Below are 21,738 nucleotides of genomic sequence, written 5' to 3'. Positions count from 1 at the left end.
TGGGGCTTTGTTATCGTGATAAATATAAATAACCGTCTTTGGTCGTATTCGTGCCGTCGGCCTTGGTGTACTTGATGATATAGAAGTACGTTCCGGCTGGCAATTCGTCACCTTTCTTCACGGTCGCACGTCCATCGCTGTATCCGCGGAACGCACGCGTATTATTGTCATACTTGTTCATTTCGAAGACAAGCACGCCCCAACGATTGTAAATTTCAACATTGTTATCGATAATACAATCAAGGTTGTCGAAACTTTCGATTACGAAGATATCATTCTTCCCATCTCCGTTCGGGCTGAAAGCATTGTGTACGACCGGCTCACATTCATCGAGTACCTGGCAATCATCATCAACAGATACGGTAATCCTGACAATTGACGAAGGGCAGGATTGATCTCCTGTCACATAATCTACATGATAATCCCCTACGTTAAGTCCGTTTGGTACAAAAGAACTTCCCTGGACTGCACCGGTATTGTCGACATCGACAAAAGTTCCGCCCGCAGGAGTATTTTCTGGTAACGATGCGGTAAGGTCGAGAATAAGGCTCGTATCGTCATTACAAGCTGCGTAAGCCGATGCTGGGACAGATATGGTCAACGGTGTTACGTTGATGATCTGGGTATAGATGCTTGAATTGTTACAGCTATCGGTAGCCGTCCATGTCCTTGTGATGGTATAACTTCCCGAAACCGGATCAGTAGATGTCTCGCTGAACAACGCTGCACCAACTTCTGAACAGGCATCGCTGAACGTCAGCTCAGGAACAGCCGGAATCGCATCACATGTCACATTGACAACCGAATCCAAAGGAGAATCCAAAACAGGGCCGTTCAAATCCATTACGTGAATAATCTGTGATATCGACTGGCTGTTGTTGCATGCATCACTAGCCGTCCATGTCCTTGTGATGGTCTGGACTTCCGGACAGGTTCCAGGGACTGACGTTTCTGTAAGGACAGCGGCGATCACCGTGTTGTTACAGGCATCCGTTGCTGTGTATTGAGGAGCTACAGGAACTTCGCCGCAATTCACGGTTATTTCACCAACCATATCGACCGCAAACTCAGGTGCCTGATTGTCCTGTACGCTGATGATTTGTGTGGCTGTGGTCGTATTGTTGCACGCATCGGTGAAAGTCCATGTACGCGTAATGGTGTAAGAATTCACACAACTTCCGGCAGCGATGGAGTCAACAGGATTTGCCGTAACTGTTGCGCCGCTGCACGTATCCGTTGCAGAAAGCGGGGTGCCGGTTGGAACAGTATCGCCGCATTCCAACGTAATATCGGCGGGAACATCTGTGGCAACCGGTCCGGTAACATCGTGCACTGTGATTACCTGGGTAGCTGTGGCCGTATTGTTACAGGCATCGGTAGCTGTCCAGGTTCTGGTCAGGGTGTAGTTTCCGGCGCATGTTCCGGTAGCCGTCGTTTCTGTAAGCGTAGCGGCAAATTCAGTTGTATTGCAGTTATCGGTAGCCATTATAATTGGTGCCGATGGAATGTCTTCACAGTTCAACGTAACATCTGATGGGATTTCTGTTGCAAACACCGGAGCTTCGTTATCGTTGACAGTTATCGTCTGATGTATCGAAACAGCATTTTTACAAGTGTCGGAAAAAGACCATGTCCTTAAAATGGTATAGGAGTTCGGACAGCTTCCAGGTGTCACTACGTCAAATGGTGTGGCTTCGATCTGTTCGTTTGCACATCCGTCAACCGCTGTCAGTACAGGTCCGACAGGAACCAACGAAGTACAACTTACAGTAACATCGGCAGGTGCTTCCGGGACAACAGGCATTTCAGTATCGTTGACTATAATGGTTTGTGTGATCGAAACGCTATTGTCGCAATCATCTGTAAACGTCCATGTCCGGTTGATAACGAAATTATTTACACATTCGCCCGTAACTACTGTATCTGTCGATGTCGCAGCTATTTCACCGGAACAAGCATCGATTGCAATTAGAGTCAAAGGAGCAGGCACGTTTCCGGCACAACTCAAAGTGATATTTTCAGGAGCCTGAGGCGCTACTGGAGCTTCGGTATCTGTAATAGTGAACGAAGCGGTAGTCGTAGTTTGATTCTGACAGGCATCGGTAGCCGTAAAAATAACTTCGACTGCCGTTCCGCAAGAACCGGTTTGTCCGTTATAGGTATTTGTCCACGTTACGGCAGAACAACTATCCGTTGCAGCGGCGCCCCCATTCGAATCAAGCCAGGCCTGAAGCGCGTCCGCAGCCGTAGAACAATTCACATTTAGGTTCGATGCCTGTGTAGTTATTACCGGCGCTACAGTATCTGTAAACGTGATGCTTTGTGATGCCGTCGATTGATTGTTGCAGACGTCTGTTGCCGTCCATGTCCTTGTGATTACAGAGGAACCGACGCAGCTTCCGGCAACTGTTTCATCGGCATAAGTCAATGTCACTTCACCAATGCAATTGTCCGTTACGACAGGAGTTCCGAATACAGGCTCGTCGCCGCATTCAGCCGTTGTATTTTCCGGAACGAATGTAAACACAGGCGCAATCGTATCGTTGACGTTTATGGTCTGGCTTGCAGAAATCGTATTGTTACAGCTATCTGTGAATGTCCATGTACGGATGGTGGTAAATGAATTGGCGCAGCTTCCGGCTGTGGTCACATCGACTCCGGTGGCAGATATGGTTTCTCCGCTGCATTCGTCTGTTGCTGTCAATGTCACATTTTGAGGAACATCGGCAGCACAGCTCAAATTGACGCTGCCCGGGATTTCAGGAAGAACCGGTGGTGTAGTATCATTTATGGTAATGGTTTGGGTTGCGGAAACAGTATTGTCACAGGCATCGGTAAATGTCCATGTTCTTGCAATGATGCTAGTTCCCGGACATGTTCCTGCTGTTTCTGTTTCGGTCGGGGTTGCTGTAATATCGCCTGAACACGCATCTGTAGCCGTCAATGGCTGTGCGGCAGGGATTGAATCTCCGCAACTTAGTATGATACTGGCCGGAACTTCAGGAAGAACCGGTGGTGTCGTATCGTTTATGGTAATGGTTTGGCTTGCAGATACCGTATTCTCACAAGCATCTGTAAATGTCCATGTACGTGTAATAACTCTTGAACCTTCACAAGTTCCAGGAGTTTCCGTTTCAACCGGAGTTGCGGTTATGTCTCCTGAGCACGCATCGGTTGCGGTAATTGGTTGTGCCGATGGAACCGTATCCCCACAGCTCAAAATCAGGTTACCCGGAATTTGAGGCAGGGCCGGAGCGGTCGTATCATTTATAGTAATCGTCTGGCTTGCAGATACCGTGTTTTCACAACTATCCGTAAATGTCCATGTTCTTGTAATGATACGTGAGCCTTGGCATGCTCCCGGTGTTTCTGTTTCTGCAGGAGTTGCAGTGATCGCTCCAACACAGGCATCAGTGGCGGTCAAAGGTTGTGCTGCCGGAATAGCATCATCGCAAGTCAAATCAAGATTGCCTGGAATTTGAGGAAGAACAGGAGGCAGGTTGTCGTTTATCTGCAAATGAGCCTCGCTGTAGGATTGATTTCCACAGCTGTCCGTAGCCACAAAAATGATGGTAACGGCATCGGAACAACTTGTCGGGGTAGTATCGAAATCATTAGTCCAGGTAATATCGGAACACGCATCGGTTGCAATAGCACCACCGTTCTGCGAGAGCCATGTCTGGATTTGCTCAGTCGTATCTTCTCCGTTACATTCAAGGAATAGATCCTGTGCCTGTGTTGTGATAACCGGCGGCACATCGTCAATAGATGTAATGATTTGCTGGGCTGTCGATGTATTCTGGCAAACATCCAAAGCCGTCCACGTACGTGTGTAAACGATGCTTCCCGGACAAGTTCCCGGAGCCTGTGAATCTACAAAAGACAAGGTGACGTTTGGTGAGCACGAATCTGTTGCCACAGCCGTTTCAAAAGATGGTGTTTCCCCGCAGCCAATAGTCGATGGTTCCGGAAGCACTTCAAAAACCGGAGGTGTATTGTCATTGAAGGTAATCGATTGTGATGCCGTAGCCGGATTTCCGCAAAGATCAAGAGCCGTCCAGGTACGTGTGATGGTGGTTGCACAACCGTTGTGAACTGTTTCATCTGCAAATGTCAAGGTGACAAGGCCTTCGCAATTATCAGATGCCGTTGGGGTTGTAAAGTCCGGAGTACCGGTGCATCCGTCAGTAACGGAAGGCGCAGGTAAAGTTGAAATGACCGGTGGTGTCAGATCCTGAATCGTGATTTGTTGCGTAACCGATTGTTGTCCGCAGGCACCATCGATAGAAAACGTTCGGGTGACAAGAATAGGACAGTTTCCACTTCTGACATCGGAATACAAAATCACTTCTCCATCGGCCAATTCCGCATCTGAAACAGATCCGCCGGCAGCAATGAATTGTGAAACGGTAATGGCCACAGGAGTTTCGCTATAGGCAAGACCGGTAATGGCATCGGTACCGCAACCTTCAAAAGGTACATTCGCCGGAGCTGTAATGGTGATTCCCGGTACAACAGTAACGGTGATTTCTACTTTCGGGCCGTAACAGTCAAAGCTGTTTCCTTCAGCTACATAATACGTGAACGTTCCGGCAACTGCAGTCGAAGGCGTTATCGAAAGTTGAGGCGTTCCGTTAATTGAACTGAAATAATATAAGGTGTGGGCCGGATTCGTAGCCGTAGCAGTCAACGGACTTGCAACCGAACCGACACAATACGTCATGCCTGGCCCTGCGACCGGAGTTTCGGTTACACTGTTTACCGTAATGGTAAATGCAAAGAAACATCCCTGTGCCGTTTGTGGCGGAACGGCGTAGTACGTGGTTGTTCCAGGTGTGGCAGGAAACGGATTGTTGATAGTGTATTGAATGCTTTCGGCCGTGACAGGGAATTCATTGTAAAAAGTGGAACCCGGAGGGAAACTTCCCGAAACCTCTGTTATTGGGATTGTCGCGTTCGGGGTACAGAATGTAAACGCGACCGGAGCCGGAACGCCCTGACAGTTGGCATTTACATAATCGATAGCATCCACATTGATTTTAAGCGGTGCCGGAAGCGCATTCCCCTGACAGTTTCCGTTCGGATTATAACCTAATATCAGGTTCAGGTTGTTGACGCTGATTCCGGTAATGGAACCGGTTGCGCTGACAGATCCGTTTACCTGGATCATATTGTCGCAGGTTTGCTGCAACAGCGTACAATCTTCGGTAACTTTGAGTTTGAAGGTGAGTTCACCCAATACGACATCGGGATTGGCGGGAAGCGGCAAAGATCCGATATCCCAGACCAAAGATCCATTTGACCCCAATGCCGGATCGAAAGTCAGGCTGTTCGGAGCGGGAAGCGGTGTGAACAATATGGAATTGAGGGCACTGCCCGTAACATAATCTGTATTGAATGGAATAGGAACGATGAGTTTGGCATTGTTCAACGGTTCCGTTCCGCGGTTCCTGACTTTTATCTTGAATTCCAGCTCCTGACCCGGTTCTGCTGTATACGGACCTGATCCGGCCGGGGAACCATTGATGCTGACTGCAGAAAGTTCACCTTCGATTTCAGGGATGTACGCATCAACGGCCATCGCCAAAGCAAATATGATATATGTGTCCTGGATGGAACCATAACGGAAAGTCGTACTGTTCTGGTTGTTGGCGATGACTGAGTTATTCGGGTTCGGAACCGTGAACATGTCCAGGTCGATTCCCGTATTGTTGAGGAAGTTCGGATTTCGTGTTCCGGGAACCTGTATGCTCGAATTGAAGAAGTTATCCGGTGTATTCGCCGTGTGGTTCAAATCCTGGAAAACCCCGTCGCTGTTGCGTTTGATTTGAAGATAATCGCCGGTAATGTCACGATCGCCTTCTCCTGCTATGATACCGAGCTTGATTCCTACCTGTCCTGATTGTACCGTATTGAAACCGGAAATAGGCAGTTCGTTGCTTGCGGTTCCACCAATGACATAGGCATATCCGTCAAACAACGTGACATCCCGGTATTTCATTTTGGTATTTTCATAGACAACGACAAGACCCCATCCGCCGTAATATCCGGTTCCGCCGCCGTTTCCTTCTACGAGTGCCATATCGGCGGCAAAATATTCCCCAAGGCCGTGAAGTTTGACGTAATCGGTCACTTCGGCATAAGCGGAATACATAAAGTCGTTTGAATCTACCGGATAATAAATGTCATTGTTATTGGCGGTGATTTCGGTATATTCTGTAGCACCCGGGCCACGGAACTGCAATTTGCGTTTATCGAAATTCTTGGTGTACGATGTGGTGTTCGTAGTGGTTCCGGAAACAGTGAGGTTCACTTTTGAAGTCTGTTGGGTTTCAACCACGCTTCTGTCTGTACGCGAATCACGGATCAGCTGATTGATCGTAATGGTAAGACCGGCATTGGTGAACGAATAAGGTGTCGTGAGTGTCGCTGTCTTGACGAAGCCGACAGTCGATACGGTAGCGGGTAAAAAGACTGCCGTGCCTCCGTTGACAGAAACGGAAACCATGTTCGTGGCCGCATTGGTAAAGTTGAACTGATACAAATTACCGCCTCCGGAAAACGTATATCTCGGTGAGTAATTATTCGCTGTACCTGTACGGGAAACACTCAGGTTGTAAGAAGTTGCCGTTACTGCTTCACCATGGCCAAGTGCCGGATAATTGTTAGAGAAAGGCGTACTTCCGGTTACGATTTCTTTGGTGACACTGAACTGAAGGTCGCTTGGCGCACCGGTAGCGGCGCGGCCTGTCCAGTAAAGACCGGCGTAAATAATATTCGAACATTCGGGAATAGCGCCATTTTCAGTAGAAAGCGTAAGTGTCGCCGATGAGGAGTTGAACGTCGGGATCCCGCCAAGGCCGTTGAGGTTTGCTGCATCCACGTCTACATATTGCATGACGTTGTTTCCGTTCTGGGTCTGGTTGCCGTAATTCTGCAGGCTCAGGTTGGTATTGCCGAGCATGGTGAAATCACCCTTGATGTTGTAGATTTTTTTCTCGGGCGTATACTGTGAGCTGCGCTGCACAAAAGGCTTGACTACCTGTGCATTGAGCATTCCCGATAAGAGTATCGATAAAAGGCTTAATGCAAACGCAGACCGGAATTTTCTTGAAGCGTATAGTTTATGCATAAATCAATGGCAGCTAGTTAATTATTGCGTTTGGTAGAATAGAATACGGCTGTTTGCGGCGTTGCATTTTGTACATAAGCGGCGAGGGCAGATGCAGGAGCATCAACTTCACTGAGGACATGGACATATTTCAACGAATCGAATCCTTCCAGGGAGGAAAGATTCAACGGCGTATTCAAATCTGAAATAGTATTGATTTTAACGGTAATCAGTTCTACATTCTCAACCGGAAGGCCCATTTGCAATACAGAGGCAAGTTGTGCTGCCGAAGATTGCAGGCAAACCGGATCAGATCCGAATACTTTTACGGTACCGTTTTCGGCATAAATTACCGGCTGAACTTCCGATATTAATTTCTCAACCGGAAGAAGTCCGGTGATTTCAGGATTTTCGGCATGTTTCAGAATAAGGAATTCCTCGATAGGCAGTGCGGCAGGAGTGGTTTGTGACCAGGAAGAGTTGAATAATCCGCAACATACAGCCAGCAACATTATCCGAAAATAGGATCCAAAAAGGCCTGTTACAGCTTTGATGTAATTATCCCGCGAAATTGAATGTAAAGTTCGAGGCATATCAATACGTTTTTGTTTTTAGTTTTTTAAACGCAACACGCTTTGGGTGTTACCTTGCTAAAGGTAAATACAATGGGTGCCGCAAACCTTATTTTTTCTATCAATGGCCTATAAAATCGGTAAACGAACTTTTTTAACAAAAACCAAAATTTTAAGCCTATTTGAACATTTTGATGTCAATTCAATATCGTTTTTCGTTTTATGCCTGAAATTCAATATTGTACGAATCGGTTTATAATTTATCGGGACAATACTTTCACACTGGGCAATAAATGGTTTTTGCTGAAAAAAACAGGTTTTAAATTTTTCTGTACCATTAAAAACGATTAAATTCAGGGATATAGAAAAAATAAAAAAATGAAGACACTGATTCTTGTCCGCCACGCCAAATCAAGTTGGGAAGCACCGCTCAGGGATTTTGACCGCCCGTTGCAATCGAGAGGTATACATGATGCCCATCTGGTATCGTCCAACCTCAAAGAAGAATTACCAAAAACCTTTGTCATATATAGCAGTCCGGCGCGTAGGGCGATGGAGACGGCTATGATTTTCGCCCAAAACCTGTCTTGTCCGCTCGAAAGCATCATCTACAAGGACGGATTGTATACGTTCGAGCGTAAAAATCTGGAAGAACAGATAAAATCGATCAGCAATATTTACGATAATGTTATGCTTTTCGGGCACAATGAGGCTATTACGGATTTTGTGAATAAATTTGGGGATATTTTTGTGGAAAACGTTGCGACCTGCGGGCTCGTGTCACTTACTTTTGACGCGGACCAATGGCGCGATATCGGGAAAGGAAGCACCCGGCACGTCGTTTTCCCTAGAGACCTGAAACATGACCACAAACCATTATAGGTATATTGACCGCGAGAAAAGCTGGCTGGCCTTCAATGCCCGCGTTCTGCAGGAAGCCGCCGATGAAACCGTACCATTGCTTGACAGGCTTCGTTTCATAGGCATATTCTCAAACAATTTCGACGAGTTTTTCCGGGTGCGTTTTGCCGCCATCCGAAGGCTTGTGCTGTCCGGAGATACCGGTGAAAAATTGCTTGTCGGGATTACGGCACAGCAGCTGATGCGCGATATTACAGATATCGTAATCCGCCAGCAATCAGAAAGTCTCCGAATCCTTAACGTCGTGGAATCCCAGTTGGCCAAAGAAAATATCTTTATTGTCAATGAGCACGAAATCAGTCCGTCACAGGAACATTTCGTCAAAGACTATTTCATCCAGAAAGTAAGCCCGAGGCTCGTTACCATTATCCTTAACGATTTGGCCGAATTCCCGTTGCTCAAGGATAACTACGGATATTTGGCCGTCAAACTTGTGCTGAACCCGGAAGAGAAAAAGTCACTTCTCGATCACGTAAAACTGAGGAAAGAAGTCCGTTACGCGATTATCGAAATGCCACGCGAACTCAATCGGTTTGTGGTATTGCCTTCTGATGGCGATAAGCAATATGTGATGCTTTTGGACGATGTGATCCGATATAACCTCGGAAGCATCTTCAGCATCTTCGATTACAAAAGCATCAAGGCCCATATGATCAAAATCACGCGTGATGCCGAATTGGACATAGATTCCGACCTGAGCAAGAGTATGCTTGAAAAAATTGCGAGCAGTGTCAAGGACAGACGCATTGGTGAAGTGGTACGTTTTGTTTACGACCAGAGTATCGGGAAAGATACGCTCAAGTATTTCCTCACGAATATGGGAATCGAAACCACCGACAGCATCATTCCCGGCGGGCGCTACCACAACCGTCGCGATTATATGGATTTCCCGAACCTCGGGCGTTTCGATTTGTTGTACAAGCAAAAAACACCGCTTCCGGTCAACGGATTAAGCCTTGACGGAAGCATGATGCAGAAAATACAGGCGAAAGATTATTTGGTCTACGCCCCGTATCAGTCATTTTCTTACCTGATAAAATTTTTGCGTGAAGCGGCTTTGGATCCAAAAGTCACATCGATCCGGATTACGTTGTATCGTCTGGCCAAGAATTCCCAAATTATCAGTTCCCTGATCAATGCCGCCAAAAACGGTAAAAAAGTCATTGTCCAGATCGAACTTCAGGCGCGTTTTGACGAAGCCAGCAATATCTCTTACGCCGAACAGATGCAGACCGAAGGCATCCATCTTATTTTCGGGATCAAAGGACTCAAAGTCCACAGCAAGATTTGTGTTGTCGAACGTGTCGATAAAGGAAAAATGCAGCGTTCCGGTTTTATATCCACAGGTAATTTCAACGAGAATACAGCCCGGATTTACACAGATGTCACTTTATTTACAAGCCATCAGGAAATTCTGAAAGATGTGGTCAAGGTTTTCGATTTTTTCGATGTCAATTACCGCGTCCACAGATACAAACATCTCATCGTTTCGCCTCATTACACACGTACGAAATTCTATAAACTGATCGATCGGGAAATACTCAATGCGACGTTGGGTCGTCCGGCATCGATCAGCATGAAAATGAACAGCCTGTCCGACTACCCCATGATCGATAAACTCTACGATGCGAGTAAAGCCGGAGTCAAGATACGTTTGCAGGTACGCGGAATCTGTGCGTTGATACCGGGAATTCCGGGAATGAGTGACAATATCGAAGCCATCAGCATAGTAGATAATTATCTCGAACATGTGCGTGTCTTTATTTTCTGTAACGACAACAAATGGGATGTATTCATCGGTTCGGCCGATATGATGCGTCGAAACCTCGATGCCCGTGTTGAAGTGACCTGCCCGATTTACGACGAAAGCATCAAAAAGGAAATCATCGATACCTTTGAAGTCGGCTGGAAAGGAAACGTGAAGGCGCGCCTGCATTCGGAAAAACTCGATAACGTCTATCGTCCGAGAGGTGAAAATCCTATTTTCCGTGCTCAGGTAGAAACCTATAATTATTATTGCGAAAGAGTCGAAGTCATAGACCCACAAATACTTACCCCTACATCTATACCATCTAAAACCGAAAAGACAGATTGATCAACATACGTAAATACGCCGCTATAGATATTGGCTCGAATGCCATGAGACTTCTGGTTGCCAATATCGTAGAGGAAAAAGGAAAAGAAACCCAGTTCAGCAAAAGTTCATTGATCCGCGTGCCGATTCGTTTGGGACAGGATGTGTTCACCTCGGGAAATATTACCGAGGAAAGTATCACACGGATGATCGATGCCATGACCGCTTACAAGCTCCTGATGAAAGTCCATAAAGTCGAACGGTATATGGCCTGCGCGACTTCGGCAATGCGAGAGGCGAAAAATGCGTCCGAAGTGATCGCCAGGATTTCAAAAGAATCGGGAATTGATATTGAGGTCATCGACGGTAAAAAAGAAGCGGCCATCATCGCAACTACAGATCTACATTTTCTGCTGAAGAATGAACAGACCTATCTGTATGTAGATGTCGGAGGCGGAAGCACCGAATTTTCATTGTTCTCAAACGGAAAGATTGTGGCTTCACGCTCCTTCCGTATCGGAACCGTTCGTTTCATCAACAATATGGTCGATGCTGAAATCTGGAATGAAATCGAAAATTGGATCAAGGAAGTTACCGAAGATTACGACCACATCAGCATGATTGGTTCCGGCGGAAATATCAACAAGATTTTCAAGATGTCAGGCAAGACACAGGAAAAGCCGCTGTCTTACATGTACCTGAATGCGCAATATGCCCAGTTGAATTCGCTTACCTACGAACAGCGTATCATGGATCTTGGCCTCAACGCCGACCGTGCCGACGTGATCATCCCGGCGCTCCAGATTTATATCAATGCGATGAAATGGAGCGGTGCGAGAAATATTTATGTACCTAAAATCGGGCTTTCAGACGGAATCATCAAAGCCATGTACTACAATAAAATATGAACAAAGCGAGGTTAGAGGCGTTCAGCGATGGTGTGCTGGCCATCATCATCACCATCATGGTTTTGGAATTGAAAGTTCCCGAAGAACCAACGTATGAGGCATTGCTCAAACTGACGCCAATTTTTCTCAGTTACGTGCTAAGTTTTATATACGTTGGAATTTACTGGAACAACCACCACCATATGCTTCACAGCGTTTCGCGAGTCAACGGAAGGATTTTGTGGGCCAATCTTCACTTATTGTTCTGGCTTTCCCTGGTTCCATTCGCAACAGATTGGATGGGTGAAAATCATTTTGCCAAATCGACGTTAACCGTTTACGGCATTCCGTTACTGATGGCTGGTTTGGCGTATTGGATCCTGCAGACCGTAATCATTAGATCCCAAGGCCAGGATTCGGTACTGAAAAAAGCTATCGGGAAAGATTATAAGGGACTTTCTTCGCCACCTCTTTACATACTTGGAATCGTATTGTCTTTTTACAATGAATGGCTTTCGCTTTCAGTGTATGCATTCGTGGCCTTGATGTGGCTGATTCCGGATTCGCGTATCGAAAGACAGATTACAGCCTCAATTGAAGAAAAACACCATAAGGAAAATCCCTAAAAATCAAGGTCGAACGTCCGTCTCAAAGCATCAAGCGCCGGATTGATTTGCGTCAGTCTATTGTATCTGTCCTGGGGTGTAAAAGCCATACGGTTATCGATCGACTCATTGACAATCAGTTTTATGGCAATATCGTGATTGTGCAGTTTGCCTCGCAAATATCCGGTCAAATCGTGTAGCCCGCTTTCAAAGTCGATTTTTGCACTCTCATTCGGAAGTTCGTGTATAACGGTGTATCCTTCGAGTTTCGGATCTTGCAGCAGCATCAGCGATTCCATGATTTTCTGGCCCTTGTCGCTCATGCGTTGTGCATATTTATTCCATTGGATCAGCATATCGGTCTCGGAAAAATCTTCCACCAATGCGGCACGTTGTTCAATGACGCGGTCTTTTTGCTGTTGCTCAATTTCTTTTTTGGCGCGTATGGCGGATAATGAAAACGCAGAAACACCTGTGCGTTCGGGAGTTTCCTGTTTGGGAATCGGTTCCGGTTCCGATACTGCAGCTGTATTTTCAGGCGAATCTGATCCGACAACTACAATAGTTTCAGCCTGCGGAATATCGAGTATTTCCGGTGCATCTACCGCGATTCCAAGCACACGGTCGTAGAAAAATTTAGGTGGGATTATAAATCCGTCAACTTTTTTTTTTCTCCATCGTACGTGATGGAGGCCAATTGCATGAGGCAAAGTTCGACAAGCAATCGTTGGTTCTGGCTGGCTTTGAAGCGCATATCGCACTCATTGGCAATCTCGATTCCTTTCAGGAGAAAATCACGGCTTGCCTTTAAAGATTGTGCCGAGTAGCTTTTTTGTGCCTTTTCACCTTTTTCCAAAAGTGAAAGGGTTGCTGGCGTCTGGCAAACCAAAAGATCGCGGAAGTGCGATGCCAAACCGGATACAAAATGATGTCCGTCAAAGCCTCTTGACAATACGTCATTATAGAAAAGCAGCAATCCGGGAATATCATTGGCTAATATCAGATCGGTTGCTTTTATGTAGGTTTCGTAATCGAGGACGTTGAGGTTTTCGGCTACAGCCTGTACCGTAAGATTCTTGCCGCTATATGAAACTACCCGGTCGAACATGGACAAAGCATCGCGCATCGCCCCATCGGCTTTTTCAGCAATGATGTGAAGGGCGTCGTCATCTGCTTCGATTCCCTGGCTTTTGGCGACTTCGGCCAGATATTCCTTGGCATCGGTAACCGTAATCCGTTTGAAATCGAAAATCTGGCAACGCGAAAGAATCGTAGGGAGTATTTTATGCTTTTCAGTCGTAGCAAGGATGAAAATCGCATGTTTCGGCGGTTCTTCCAACGTCTTCAGGAACGCATTGAAAGCAGACGAACTGAGCATATGCACCTCGTCGATGATATATACTTTATATTGTCCGGTTTGTGGCGGAATGCGAACCTGGTCGATAAGGCTTCGGATGTCGTCAACCGAATTATTCGAAGCGGCATCGAGTTCAAAAACGTTGAATGCAAAATCTTCGTTCGGATCGTCATAACCGGGTTGGTTTATCTTTCGGGCGAGAATCCGGGCACAGGTCGTTTTGCCGACACCGCGCGGGCCCGTAAACAATAGGGCCGACGCGAGATGGTTGTTCTCGATAGCATTCAGCAGCGTATTGGTTATGGCTTTCTGGCCGATGACATCCTTAAAGGTCTGCGGGCGGTATTTGCGGGCCGAAACGACGAATTGTTCCATTCAAACAAAAGTTGAACGCAAATATAACAGTTAATAAAGTAGGAGTAAAGTGTGTTTGCGGACCAGTTTTGAAAAGTTATCCACGTTTCAGGTCGGGGCGGAAATATCCATAATCCGGCATGAGTCCACGATTTGGGGAAAAAATGATTACAGCTGATGTTTTCTGCGTCGATCGGTCGAGCTCGATTGCAATTCCGGATACATCGTCTTCATAAACCGCAATAGGAGGCAGGCTTCTTTTTTCTGTGTAAGTCCCGACAAATCTCAATTTTGGGTTTAATTTAAAGATCGCGCTACTGTCAATATTCGTCGATATTCCGTTTGCGGTGCGAAAATCCGGAGAAGTAACCCTGGCGCAACGCACTTGTTTGTGCGTCAGTTGCGGATCGCTGTATGAAGTAAAGATGTTGAGCTCGTACTTCCCGCTTACGGCATGTGAATTTTTGCTGTACCATGTGAGCCAGGATTTTCCCATTGCAGAATCGGCTAAATCCGGATCACCTAAAAAAGATAATTCTTCTGCAGGCATTCCGATACTGATTTTTCCAATCCGTTTGCCGGCATCGATAACCGTATTTTCATCGGTCGGAACCATACTCGGAGAATTCTCGGTTTGGGCAGGTTCAGACTGCATACGTGTACAGGCGGCAACACCCAATAACAGGTAAAGGACAATCAAAACGCTATAGGCAGGAATGAATATTTTGTGTTTGATGTAGGTCATAGTGCAGTGGCTATGGCTTCTTTGTTCAACAATTTTACAAGAGCCGTTTCTTCTGGCGTCAATCCCGAATGGCTTCTGGATTGAGGTACGTAATACTTGCCGATATGGTTTTTTTCGTAAGCGGAAATTACTGTTGGGTGCACATAATATTTTTTGCAGACCGTTCGTGTATTCCCTAAAATAGCAGCGACATCGTCAATTACCTGGTTGATGTTTTTTTTGAGAATCGATTCAGATTCTGCCGGGCCGATTTGCTGAAAACGTTCCAAAGCAAGTACCGATCCGAACCAACACCGGAAATCCTTGGCAGTGAAATCATGTCCACTCAAGCTTTTGATGTAGTCGTTCACGTCGCCGGAATTGAGCGAGTGCCGGTTTCCATCGTGATCCAGATATTGGAAAAGTTCCTGTCCGGGAATTTCGCGGCATTTTCTGACCAATCGAATCAGCCTCGGGCTTTTAAGCGCTATTTTATGCCGGATGCCTTTTTTTCCGATGAATTCAAAAAACAGTTGGTTGTTTCCGCCTGAAACGTGTCGGTCACGAAGTGTCGTCAATCCGAACGAACCGTATAACTTACTGTAGGCATCGTTACCGATCCTGATATTCGTATGTTCGAGCAATTGGACTACAAGCGCCTTTACTTTTTCCGCCGGCAAACCTTTTCGGTTCAAATCTTTGCTGACTTGCTTTCGGATAGAAGGCAATGCCTTGGCAAAATCACGCAACCTGAAAAATTTGGATTGGTTCCGGAGTTTGTTCCAATCCGGATGATATCTATATTGTTTTCGACCTCTTGCATCGAATCCGGTTACCTGTAAATGGGCGTTTGCTTTTGGCGCGATCCATACATTTTTCCAGGCGGGTGGAATGACCAGAGAGGCGATCCGTTCCAAATCTTCCCGATTTGTGATTTTATTGCCATCTTCATCTTTATAATGGAATTTCCCCTGTTCACCAACACGATAAATCCCGTCGCGGCTCGATTCATAATAGCGCAGACCTGCCGCTTTTGCAGTACTGACTGGATCGCGGCCTATTTTTTCAAGCTTGGCCTGTAATCTGTTCATATGGATTTTGGGAGCAGGGAATTAAGCTTCCTGACGGCCTTTGATGCTCAGGTCATGTAGTACTTTCGTAGCATTTGTTTCTCCAAGCGATAAATCACCGGCAACGAATACGCCGTTTTCGCCGTTTTTGGATTTGATGCCGTAGACTGTGGCTTCATCTCCCGGATCGCTTTCGCCTTCGTATCTGTAGATATGGACAATTTCAAAATCGTCGGGATTATTTACGATGCGTGATTCGTCCAAATTGTAATCTATCGTAAACCCTTTGGCATTCAATTCTTCAAGGGCTTTTGAGACGGTGGCGTAATGATACATCTGACGTTCCATAATTGTTTGGTTTAAGAATTTACTGTTTTGTTCTGACTATTTCGAAACCTATTGGATTTCTATGTTGAAAATTAAAAAACCGCCACTTTTTTGCCCTTATACTATTTATATCAAAAGTTGTAGGATAAGCACCGACATAGATGTAGCTTTGCACCGCAGGCCGCCTTATCGCTGTTTCAGCAATGAAACGGAGGAAAGTCCGGGCACCATAGGGCAGCATAGCGGGTAACGCCCGTCACGTCAGAGCAATTTGATGGAGGACAAGTGCAACAGAAAGCAAGTACAGTTCGGCTGTAGTGAAACCAGGTAAACTCTATGCGGTGAAATGCCAAGTATACCGTCAGTTAAGGGCGGCTCGTCCGTTGACGGAGGGTAGGCAGATAGAACCGTACGGCAACGTTCGGTCCAGATAAATGATAAGGGCTCGTGAGAGTACAGAACCCGGCTTACAGGCCTGCTTTTTTTTAGTTTGGAGTTCGGGAGATCGGGAGATCGGGAGTGGAAAAGTCGGAAAAGTCGGAAAAGTCGGGAAAGTCCGGAAAGTCGGGAAAGTCGGGAAAGTCGGGAAAGTCGGGAAAGTTGGAAAAGACTCAAAGGATCAGGATGGTTTGGAAAGTTAAAGGCTACTGCCGGTTCGCAGAAGATCGGATCCTGCTGCCCGCTTCTGGATTTCTTGTTTAGCCCGTGTTTTACAGGATTTCTTTCGGCTTATTGGGTCGCTCTCACAAAACTATAAACATCGGTCTCAATTTCAAAAAGCTAACGGATCGATTCAGGGCTACGGCTCATAAAAGCTTTCGGATCGATTGTGGCACATTATGTTGTGGAGATTTAAAAGTCCACACATATAATTGCCACAGTTTTATCATCCTGACGGGAATCAATACAATCTACTAAAACAAAAGATTATTGTCTATTGATCCTTGTCGATTAACTTTGCATAATGCCTGCATTCGTCGAAGTCATCCTTCCGCTCAATCTGAACAAAACGTTTACCTATGAGGTTTCCGAACACGATGCCCGGCGTATCGTTCCCGGAATGCGACTGGCTGTACCTTTCGGTAAGAACAAGATTTATACGGCACTTGCCATTGAATTGCATTCCAATGCGCCGACTTTATACGAGGCAAAACCAATCGACCAGATCCTTGATGAAACGCCAACGGTAACTCCGGAACAAATCGAACACTGGAAATGGATTGCGTCCTATTATATGTGTGCGATAGGGGATGTGTACAGAAGCGCGATGCCATCCGGATTGTTGCTCGAAAGCGAAACACTGATCCGGCTGAATCCGGACGTTTTGCCGGAAACCATGGAATTGGATTCAGATGAAGCCGCTGTCATCGAAGCGCTCAAAAAACAAAGTTCCATCAAAATCCAGGAAGTACTGACGATTTTGGGTAAGAAGACCGTATTTCCCGTCATCAAGAAAATGATGGCGAAAAAACTGGTTTCGCTTGAAGAGATCGTATCTGAAAACTACAAGCCCAAACTTAAACGATACATCCGGCTTTTCCCTGAATTCGAAAATGGCGACAACCTTGAAATGCTGTTGGAACTGCTCAAAAATGCACCCAAACAGAAAGATATTTTATTGCAGTATTTTCAACTCAAGGCTTCGGAAAGGCAAGCCATTCCCGTTACCAGACTTTTGGAGGAAAGTGGCGCATCGGCGGTACAGCTCAAGTCTTTGATAGAGAAAGAAATCTTTGAGGAATATTACCTGCAACGTGACCGCGTCGATTTTTCGGACAGACAGGAAAATCGAGATCTGCAGTTAAGTCCGGCCCAAGATGAAGCTTTTGAATCAATCCTCGAAAGTTTCAAAAGCCATGATGTCAGTTTAATGCACGGTGTCACGTCAAGCGGTAAAACCGAAGTCTACATCAAAATCATCGAGCGCGTCATAGAATCGGGTTCACAGGTTTTGTATCTGCTGCCGGAAATAGTACTAACAGCTCAGTTGGTCATGCGGCTCACGGCTCATTTTGGCAATAAGGTCGCCGTTTATCATTCCAGATATACATCCAACGAACGCATCGAGGTGTGGAACCAGATTTTGGAATCTTCAGAAAAAGCACAGGTCGTGATAGGAGCAAGGTCGGCTTTGTTCCTTCCATTCAAATCGCTCGGATTGATTATCATTGACGAGGAACACGAACAGACGTTCAAGCAACAAGATCCGGCACCGCGTTATCATGCGCGTGATGCATCGATTGTACTCGCGACATATTTTGGGGCGAAAGTGCTTTTGGGTTCTGCAACACCGTCAATAGAGTCGTATTTCAATGCCAAAAGCGGTAAGTTCGGTTTGGTGGAATTATCGGAACGATACGGGAATGCCACTTTGCCAGAAGTCAGTGTCATCGATCTCAAGGATTCCTATTTCCGTAAAAAAATGACCGGTCATTTCAGCCAGGAATTGATTGAAGGAATCAAATCGGCACTCGATGCAAAGGAACAAGTCATTCTTTTCCAGAACCGACGCGGCTATTCGCCTGTTTTGGAATGCATGAGTTGCGGTCATGTCCCGCATTGTACCCAGTGCGATGTGAGTCTTACCTACCATAAGGCGAAAGGCCAGTTGCGTTGCCATTATTGCGGTTCGTCCATGGCATTTCCGACGCATTGCCACGCTTGTCATAGCCCGGAATTACAGACCAAAGGCTTTGGAACCGAACAGATAGAACTGGAATTAAAGGAGATTTTTCCATCGGCTAAAACGGCGCGTATGGATCAGGATACGACACGTGGCAAATTCGCTTTCGAGAAACTGATCCATGAATTCCGCGAACGTGACATCGATATTCTTGTCGGCACGCAGATGCTGGCCAAAGGGCTTGACTTCGATAACGTCAGCCTTGTTGGTATCATGAATGCCGATACGATGTTGTATCATCCGGATTTCCGTGCACTCGAAAGAAGTTTCCAGATGATGACACAGGTTGCAGGTAGGGCAGGCCGTTCGCAAAAACAGGGAAAGGTTCTGATTCAGACGTATAACCCGACACATACGATTGTGCGTCAGGTAACGGCGAATGACTATGTTCCTATGTATAGGGATCAGCTGCACGAACGGCATATCTATCATTATCCGCCCTATGCGCGATTGCTGAGGCTTACGTTCCGGCATCGGGATTACGATAAAGTAAAAGAAGCGGCACAATGGACGGCAAACGTACTGCGCCAGCAAATCAATATTCCTGTGCTTGGGCCGGAAGAACCGACAGTTGCCAGGATCAGAAATGAATATATAAGGAACATTCTGATAAAAATCCCGCAGGAAACGCCACTGTCAGGCACAAAAAAAACTATCCAGCGCATACTGGATAGTTTTGAGTCCATTTCACAATTCCGGCCGGTCAAGGTTACGGTCAATGTGGATTTTTATTAGGCGATTGCCAACGCGCGGATCAGATCGTCTTTCTTGTTCCGGCTTAACGGAATCTTGGTCAGGCCAATCTCGGCGAACTTGCTGTTGAAACGCTCGACCTTATCAATATTGATAATGTACGATTTGTGGACGCGGATGAACTTGTCTTTTGACAATTCCTTCTCGAACGACTTCATCGTTGACAATACCAGGTTGCTGTCTTCTTCCGTAACCACTTTGACATAGTCGCCGAAAGCCTCGATCCATTTGATCTTTGAGGTGAAGATTTTCAGCTTTTTAAGATTGCTCTTAATAAAGATGTGTTCTCCGTCTTCTTCCTGGTTTTCTTTCTTAAGCATATGGAAATCCATAGCTCTTTTTACAGATGCATTGAAGCGGTCAAGAGCAATCGGTTTCTGTAGGTAGTCCGTTGCATCATAATCAAAGGCCTTCATCGCATATTCGGCTTTTGATGTAATGAAAATGATCTGGGGTTTCACTTTCAATCCATCCAGAAAGTCGAATCCGGAAATAACCGGCATTTCGATATCAAGGAAGATTAGGTCAACGGTATGAACCGACATGCTGCTTTTAGCCTCAATTGCATTGGAAAAATCACCCACTAAATGTAAGTTGGGGTGATTATTCACTAACTTTGCGATGATCATCCTCTGGATCGAGCTGTCATCTACAACGACACAATTTAGTTTCATACTTTAATTTATTAATAGATTTGGTAAGGCGAAAGTAAATAGTTTTTTCTTCGCCACCTAATGTTTATCGGCTTTTTTTGCGATACAACGAATATTTTGCTTTTTCGCTTGCATATTAAAATTGAATTACTACTTTTGCGGACATTTTTAAATAATCAATATCGTTTTTATGAATCATTACGAAACTGTTTTCATTTTGAATCCCGTTTTATCTGACGTCCAGGTAAAGGAAACAGTAAGCAAGTTCAAGGATTTTCTTACTTCAAGAGGAGCCGAGTTCATTGCCGAAGAGGATTGGGGCCTGAAAAAAATGGCTTACGAGATCCAGCACAAGAAAAGTGGTTTTTACCATTTGTTCCAATTTACAGCTCCGGGAGAAATCCTGTTGCCGTTTGAAACTGAGTTCCGTCGCGATGAGCGCGTGATGCGTTTCCTTACTGTAGCACTTGACAAGCACGCTGTGTCATGGGCCGAAAGAAGAAGAGCAAAACAAAAGTCTAACGCTAACTCAACTGCTACCGCATAATGGCAACTATCGAACAATCTGCAAAAGGTAAGAAAGACGGAGATATCCGTTATTTGACACCGCTAAACATCGAGACCAACAAACAGAAAAAATACTGCCGTTTCAAAAAAGCAGGTATCAAGTATGTTGATTATAAAGATCCTGATTTCCTTTTGAAATTCGTAAACGAGCAAGGAAAGATTCTTCCACGTCGTTTGACAGGAACTTCACTGAAATTCCAGAGAAAAGTTTCAGTAGCCGTAAAACGTGCACGTCATTTGGCTTTGATGCCTTACGTTGCCGATTTGCTTAAATAATTAATTAGAAATATAATAAACAATAGTTGTTGGCTGCTTAAAGCGCCTAACTTCTTAAAAAGGACATCAACATGGAATTGATCTTAAAACAAGACGTTCAGAATTTAGGATTCAAAGACGATATCGTATCTGTAAAACCGGGATACGGTCGTAACTTTTTGATCCCGCAAGGATTTGCTCATTTGGCTACACCGTCTGCAAAGAAAGTATTGGCCGAAAACCTGAAGCAAAAAGCACATAAAGAAGCTAAATTGGTTGACGATGCCAAGAAACTGGCAGAAGCGCTTAAAGCTCTTGAAATCAAAATTTCTTCTAAGGCTGGTGGTGACAAACTTTTCGGTTCTGTTACTAACGCTAACCTTGCTGAGGAATTGGAAAAAGCAGGACATAGCATCGACCGTAAATACATCACTTCCGGAATCGTGAAACGCACTGGAAAATATAATGCAAGCGTTCGTTTGCACCGTGATGTGGTTGTTGATCTTCCTTATGAGATCGTAGCTGAGCAGGCGCAGGCTTAATCTTTTTTCGATTATAGATTAAAACCTCTTCAATTTTGGAGAGGTTTTTTTATGGTCAAAATCGAAATTTAAGATTTGATGCATTTTTTCTGTAAACAGCGTATTTGTTGAATGGGTAACTTGCTACCGGGGAGGGGCCAATGTTGTCCCTACAAAATCCTGAAATATCCTGCATACATTTTTTATGTACCAAATGTTAAATATTGGAGTTTCTTTTTATTGGAAAATTGGATTTTTTTGGATTAGGTTAGCCGGATGTATCTTTAAGCAAATTAATGCATCA

General features: G+C 45.4%; 16 protein-coding genes and 1 other RNA gene. 9 read left to right on the top strand and 8 right to left on the bottom strand.

The genetic code is table 11. From position 1 onward, the window contains the following. Nucleotides 1–10: 10 nt before the first annotated feature. Together G6047_RS14015 and G6047_RS14010 are read right to left on the bottom strand one after the other, a co-directional pair. Entirely contained in the window at nucleotides 11–7,132 is a 7,122-nt protein-coding gene (locus G6047_RS14015; RefSeq protein WP_169528241.1) for a gliding motility-associated C-terminal domain-containing protein, read from the bottom strand. Between the two features lie 17 nt (nucleotides 7,133–7,149). After that, nucleotides 7,150–7,704 (bottom strand): hypothetical protein, encoded by a 555-nt coding sequence (locus tag G6047_RS14010; RefSeq protein WP_169528240.1) that lies wholly within the window; start codon nucleotides 7,702–7,704, stop codon nucleotides 7,150–7,152. 357 nt (nucleotides 7,705–8,061) lie between these two features. On the opposite strand from G6047_RS14010, the gene G6047_RS14005 reads away from it, so the two are divergent. The 4 genes from G6047_RS14005 to G6047_RS13990 are packed head-to-tail and all read left to right on the top strand — an operon-like array spanning nucleotide 8,062 to nucleotide 12,191. Continuing rightward, nucleotides 8,062–8,565, top strand: a complete 504-nt coding sequence (locus tag G6047_RS14005) for a SixA phosphatase family protein (RefSeq protein ID WP_169528239.1) — start codon at nucleotides 8,062–8,064, stop codon at nucleotides 8,563–8,565. Beyond that, on the top strand, nucleotides 8,546–10,699 hold the full coding sequence (ppk1, locus tag G6047_RS14000; RefSeq protein ID WP_169528238.1) for a polyphosphate kinase 1: 2,154 nt from the start codon (nucleotides 8,546–8,548) through the stop codon (nucleotides 10,697–10,699). Before G6047_RS14005 ends, ppk1 begins: the two co-directional genes overlap by 20 nt. Next, a complete protein-coding gene (locus G6047_RS13995) occupies nucleotides 10,696–11,586 on the top strand; it encodes a Ppx/GppA phosphatase family protein (RefSeq protein ID WP_169528237.1) in 891 nt (296 codons plus the stop codon). Before ppk1 ends, G6047_RS13995 begins: the two co-directional genes overlap by 4 nt. Then, nucleotides 11,583–12,191 carry a TMEM175 family protein gene (locus G6047_RS13990; RefSeq protein WP_169528236.1) on the top strand — a complete coding sequence of 203 codons (609 nt, stop codon included), beginning with the start codon at nucleotides 11,583–11,585 and terminating at the stop codon, nucleotides 12,189–12,191. Before G6047_RS13995 ends, G6047_RS13990 begins: the two co-directional genes overlap by 4 nt. Here G6047_RS13990 and G6047_RS16780 read toward each other — a convergent pair. From G6047_RS16780 to G6047_RS13965, 5 genes are all read right to left on the bottom strand, one after another. Beyond that, on the bottom strand, nucleotides 12,188–12,790 hold the full coding sequence (locus tag G6047_RS16780; protein ID WP_235946553.1) for a DNA polymerase III subunit gamma/tau: 603 nt from the start codon (nucleotides 12,788–12,790) through the stop codon (nucleotides 12,188–12,190). The two genes, G6047_RS13990 and G6047_RS16780, sit on opposite strands and share 4 nt — an antisense overlap. Before the next feature lie 26 nt (nucleotides 12,791–12,816). Then, nucleotides 12,817–13,902, bottom strand: coding sequence for a DNA polymerase III subunit gamma/tau (gene dnaX, locus G6047_RS13980; protein WP_169528235.1), 1,086 nt, complete (start codon nucleotides 13,900–13,902; stop codon nucleotides 12,817–12,819). A 76-nt stretch (nucleotides 13,903–13,978) separates the two neighbouring features. After that, complete coding sequence (locus G6047_RS13975; RefSeq protein WP_169528234.1) at nucleotides 13,979–14,626, bottom strand: hypothetical protein; 648 nt, start codon at nucleotides 14,624–14,626, stop codon at nucleotides 13,979–13,981. After that, nucleotides 14,623–15,696: a DNA topoisomerase IB gene (locus G6047_RS13970; RefSeq protein WP_169528233.1), complete on the bottom strand. Its 1,074-nt coding sequence runs from the start codon at nucleotides 15,694–15,696 to the stop codon at nucleotides 14,623–14,625. The genes G6047_RS13975 and G6047_RS13970 overlap by 4 nt, the downstream gene beginning before the upstream one ends. Before the next feature lie 21 nt (nucleotides 15,697–15,717). Further along, on the bottom strand, nucleotides 15,718–16,023 hold the full coding sequence (locus tag G6047_RS13965; protein WP_169528232.1) for a hypothetical protein: 306 nt from the start codon (nucleotides 16,021–16,023) through the stop codon (nucleotides 15,718–15,720). A 152-nt stretch (nucleotides 16,024–16,175) separates the two neighbouring features. Here G6047_RS13965 and rnpB point away from each other — a divergent pair. Then, an RNA gene (gene rnpB, locus G6047_RS13960) (RNase P RNA component class A) lies at nucleotides 16,176–16,488 on the top strand. Nucleotides 16,489–16,966: 478 nt separating this feature from the next. Beyond that, the gene (gene priA, locus G6047_RS13955; protein WP_169528231.1) at nucleotides 16,967–19,420 is read left to right on the top strand and encodes a replication restart helicase PriA; all 2,454 of its coding nucleotides are present in this window, start codon (nucleotides 16,967–16,969) and stop codon (nucleotides 19,418–19,420) included. Here priA and G6047_RS13950 read toward each other — a convergent pair. After that, nucleotides 19,417–20,112: a LytR/AlgR family response regulator transcription factor gene (locus G6047_RS13950; protein WP_169528230.1), complete on the bottom strand. Its 696-nt coding sequence runs from the start codon at nucleotides 20,110–20,112 to the stop codon at nucleotides 19,417–19,419. The two genes, priA and G6047_RS13950, sit on opposite strands and share 4 nt — an antisense overlap. A gap of 169 nt (nucleotides 20,113–20,281) precedes the next feature. On the opposite strand from G6047_RS13950, the gene rpsF reads away from it, so the two are divergent. The 3 genes from rpsF to rplI all read left to right on the top strand — a co-directional run bounded on the left by rpsF (nucleotide 20,282) and on the right by rplI (nucleotide 21,455). After that, nucleotides 20,282–20,638, top strand: coding sequence for a 30S ribosomal protein S6 (gene rpsF / locus G6047_RS13945; protein WP_169528229.1), 357 nt, complete (start codon nucleotides 20,282–20,284; stop codon nucleotides 20,636–20,638). Further along, complete coding sequence (gene rpsR, locus G6047_RS13940) at nucleotides 20,638–20,934, top strand: 30S ribosomal protein S18 (RefSeq protein ID WP_169528228.1); 297 nt, start codon at nucleotides 20,638–20,640, stop codon at nucleotides 20,932–20,934. Before rpsF ends, rpsR begins: the two co-directional genes overlap by 1 nt. A 71-nt stretch (nucleotides 20,935–21,005) precedes the next feature. After that, complete coding sequence (rplI, locus tag G6047_RS13935) at nucleotides 21,006–21,455, top strand: 50S ribosomal protein L9 (protein ID WP_169528227.1); 450 nt, start codon at nucleotides 21,006–21,008, stop codon at nucleotides 21,453–21,455. Nucleotides 21,456–21,738 lie beyond the last annotated feature (283 nt).

It is taken from the genome of Flavobacterium silvaticum, assembly GCF_012911565.1.
GTDB classification, from domain to species: domain Bacteria; phylum Bacteroidota; class Bacteroidia; order Flavobacteriales; family Flavobacteriaceae; genus Flavobacterium; species Flavobacterium silvaticum.
The sequence above is the reverse complement of the archived record's forward strand: the minus strand, read 5'-3'. Positions and strand labels throughout refer to the sequence as shown.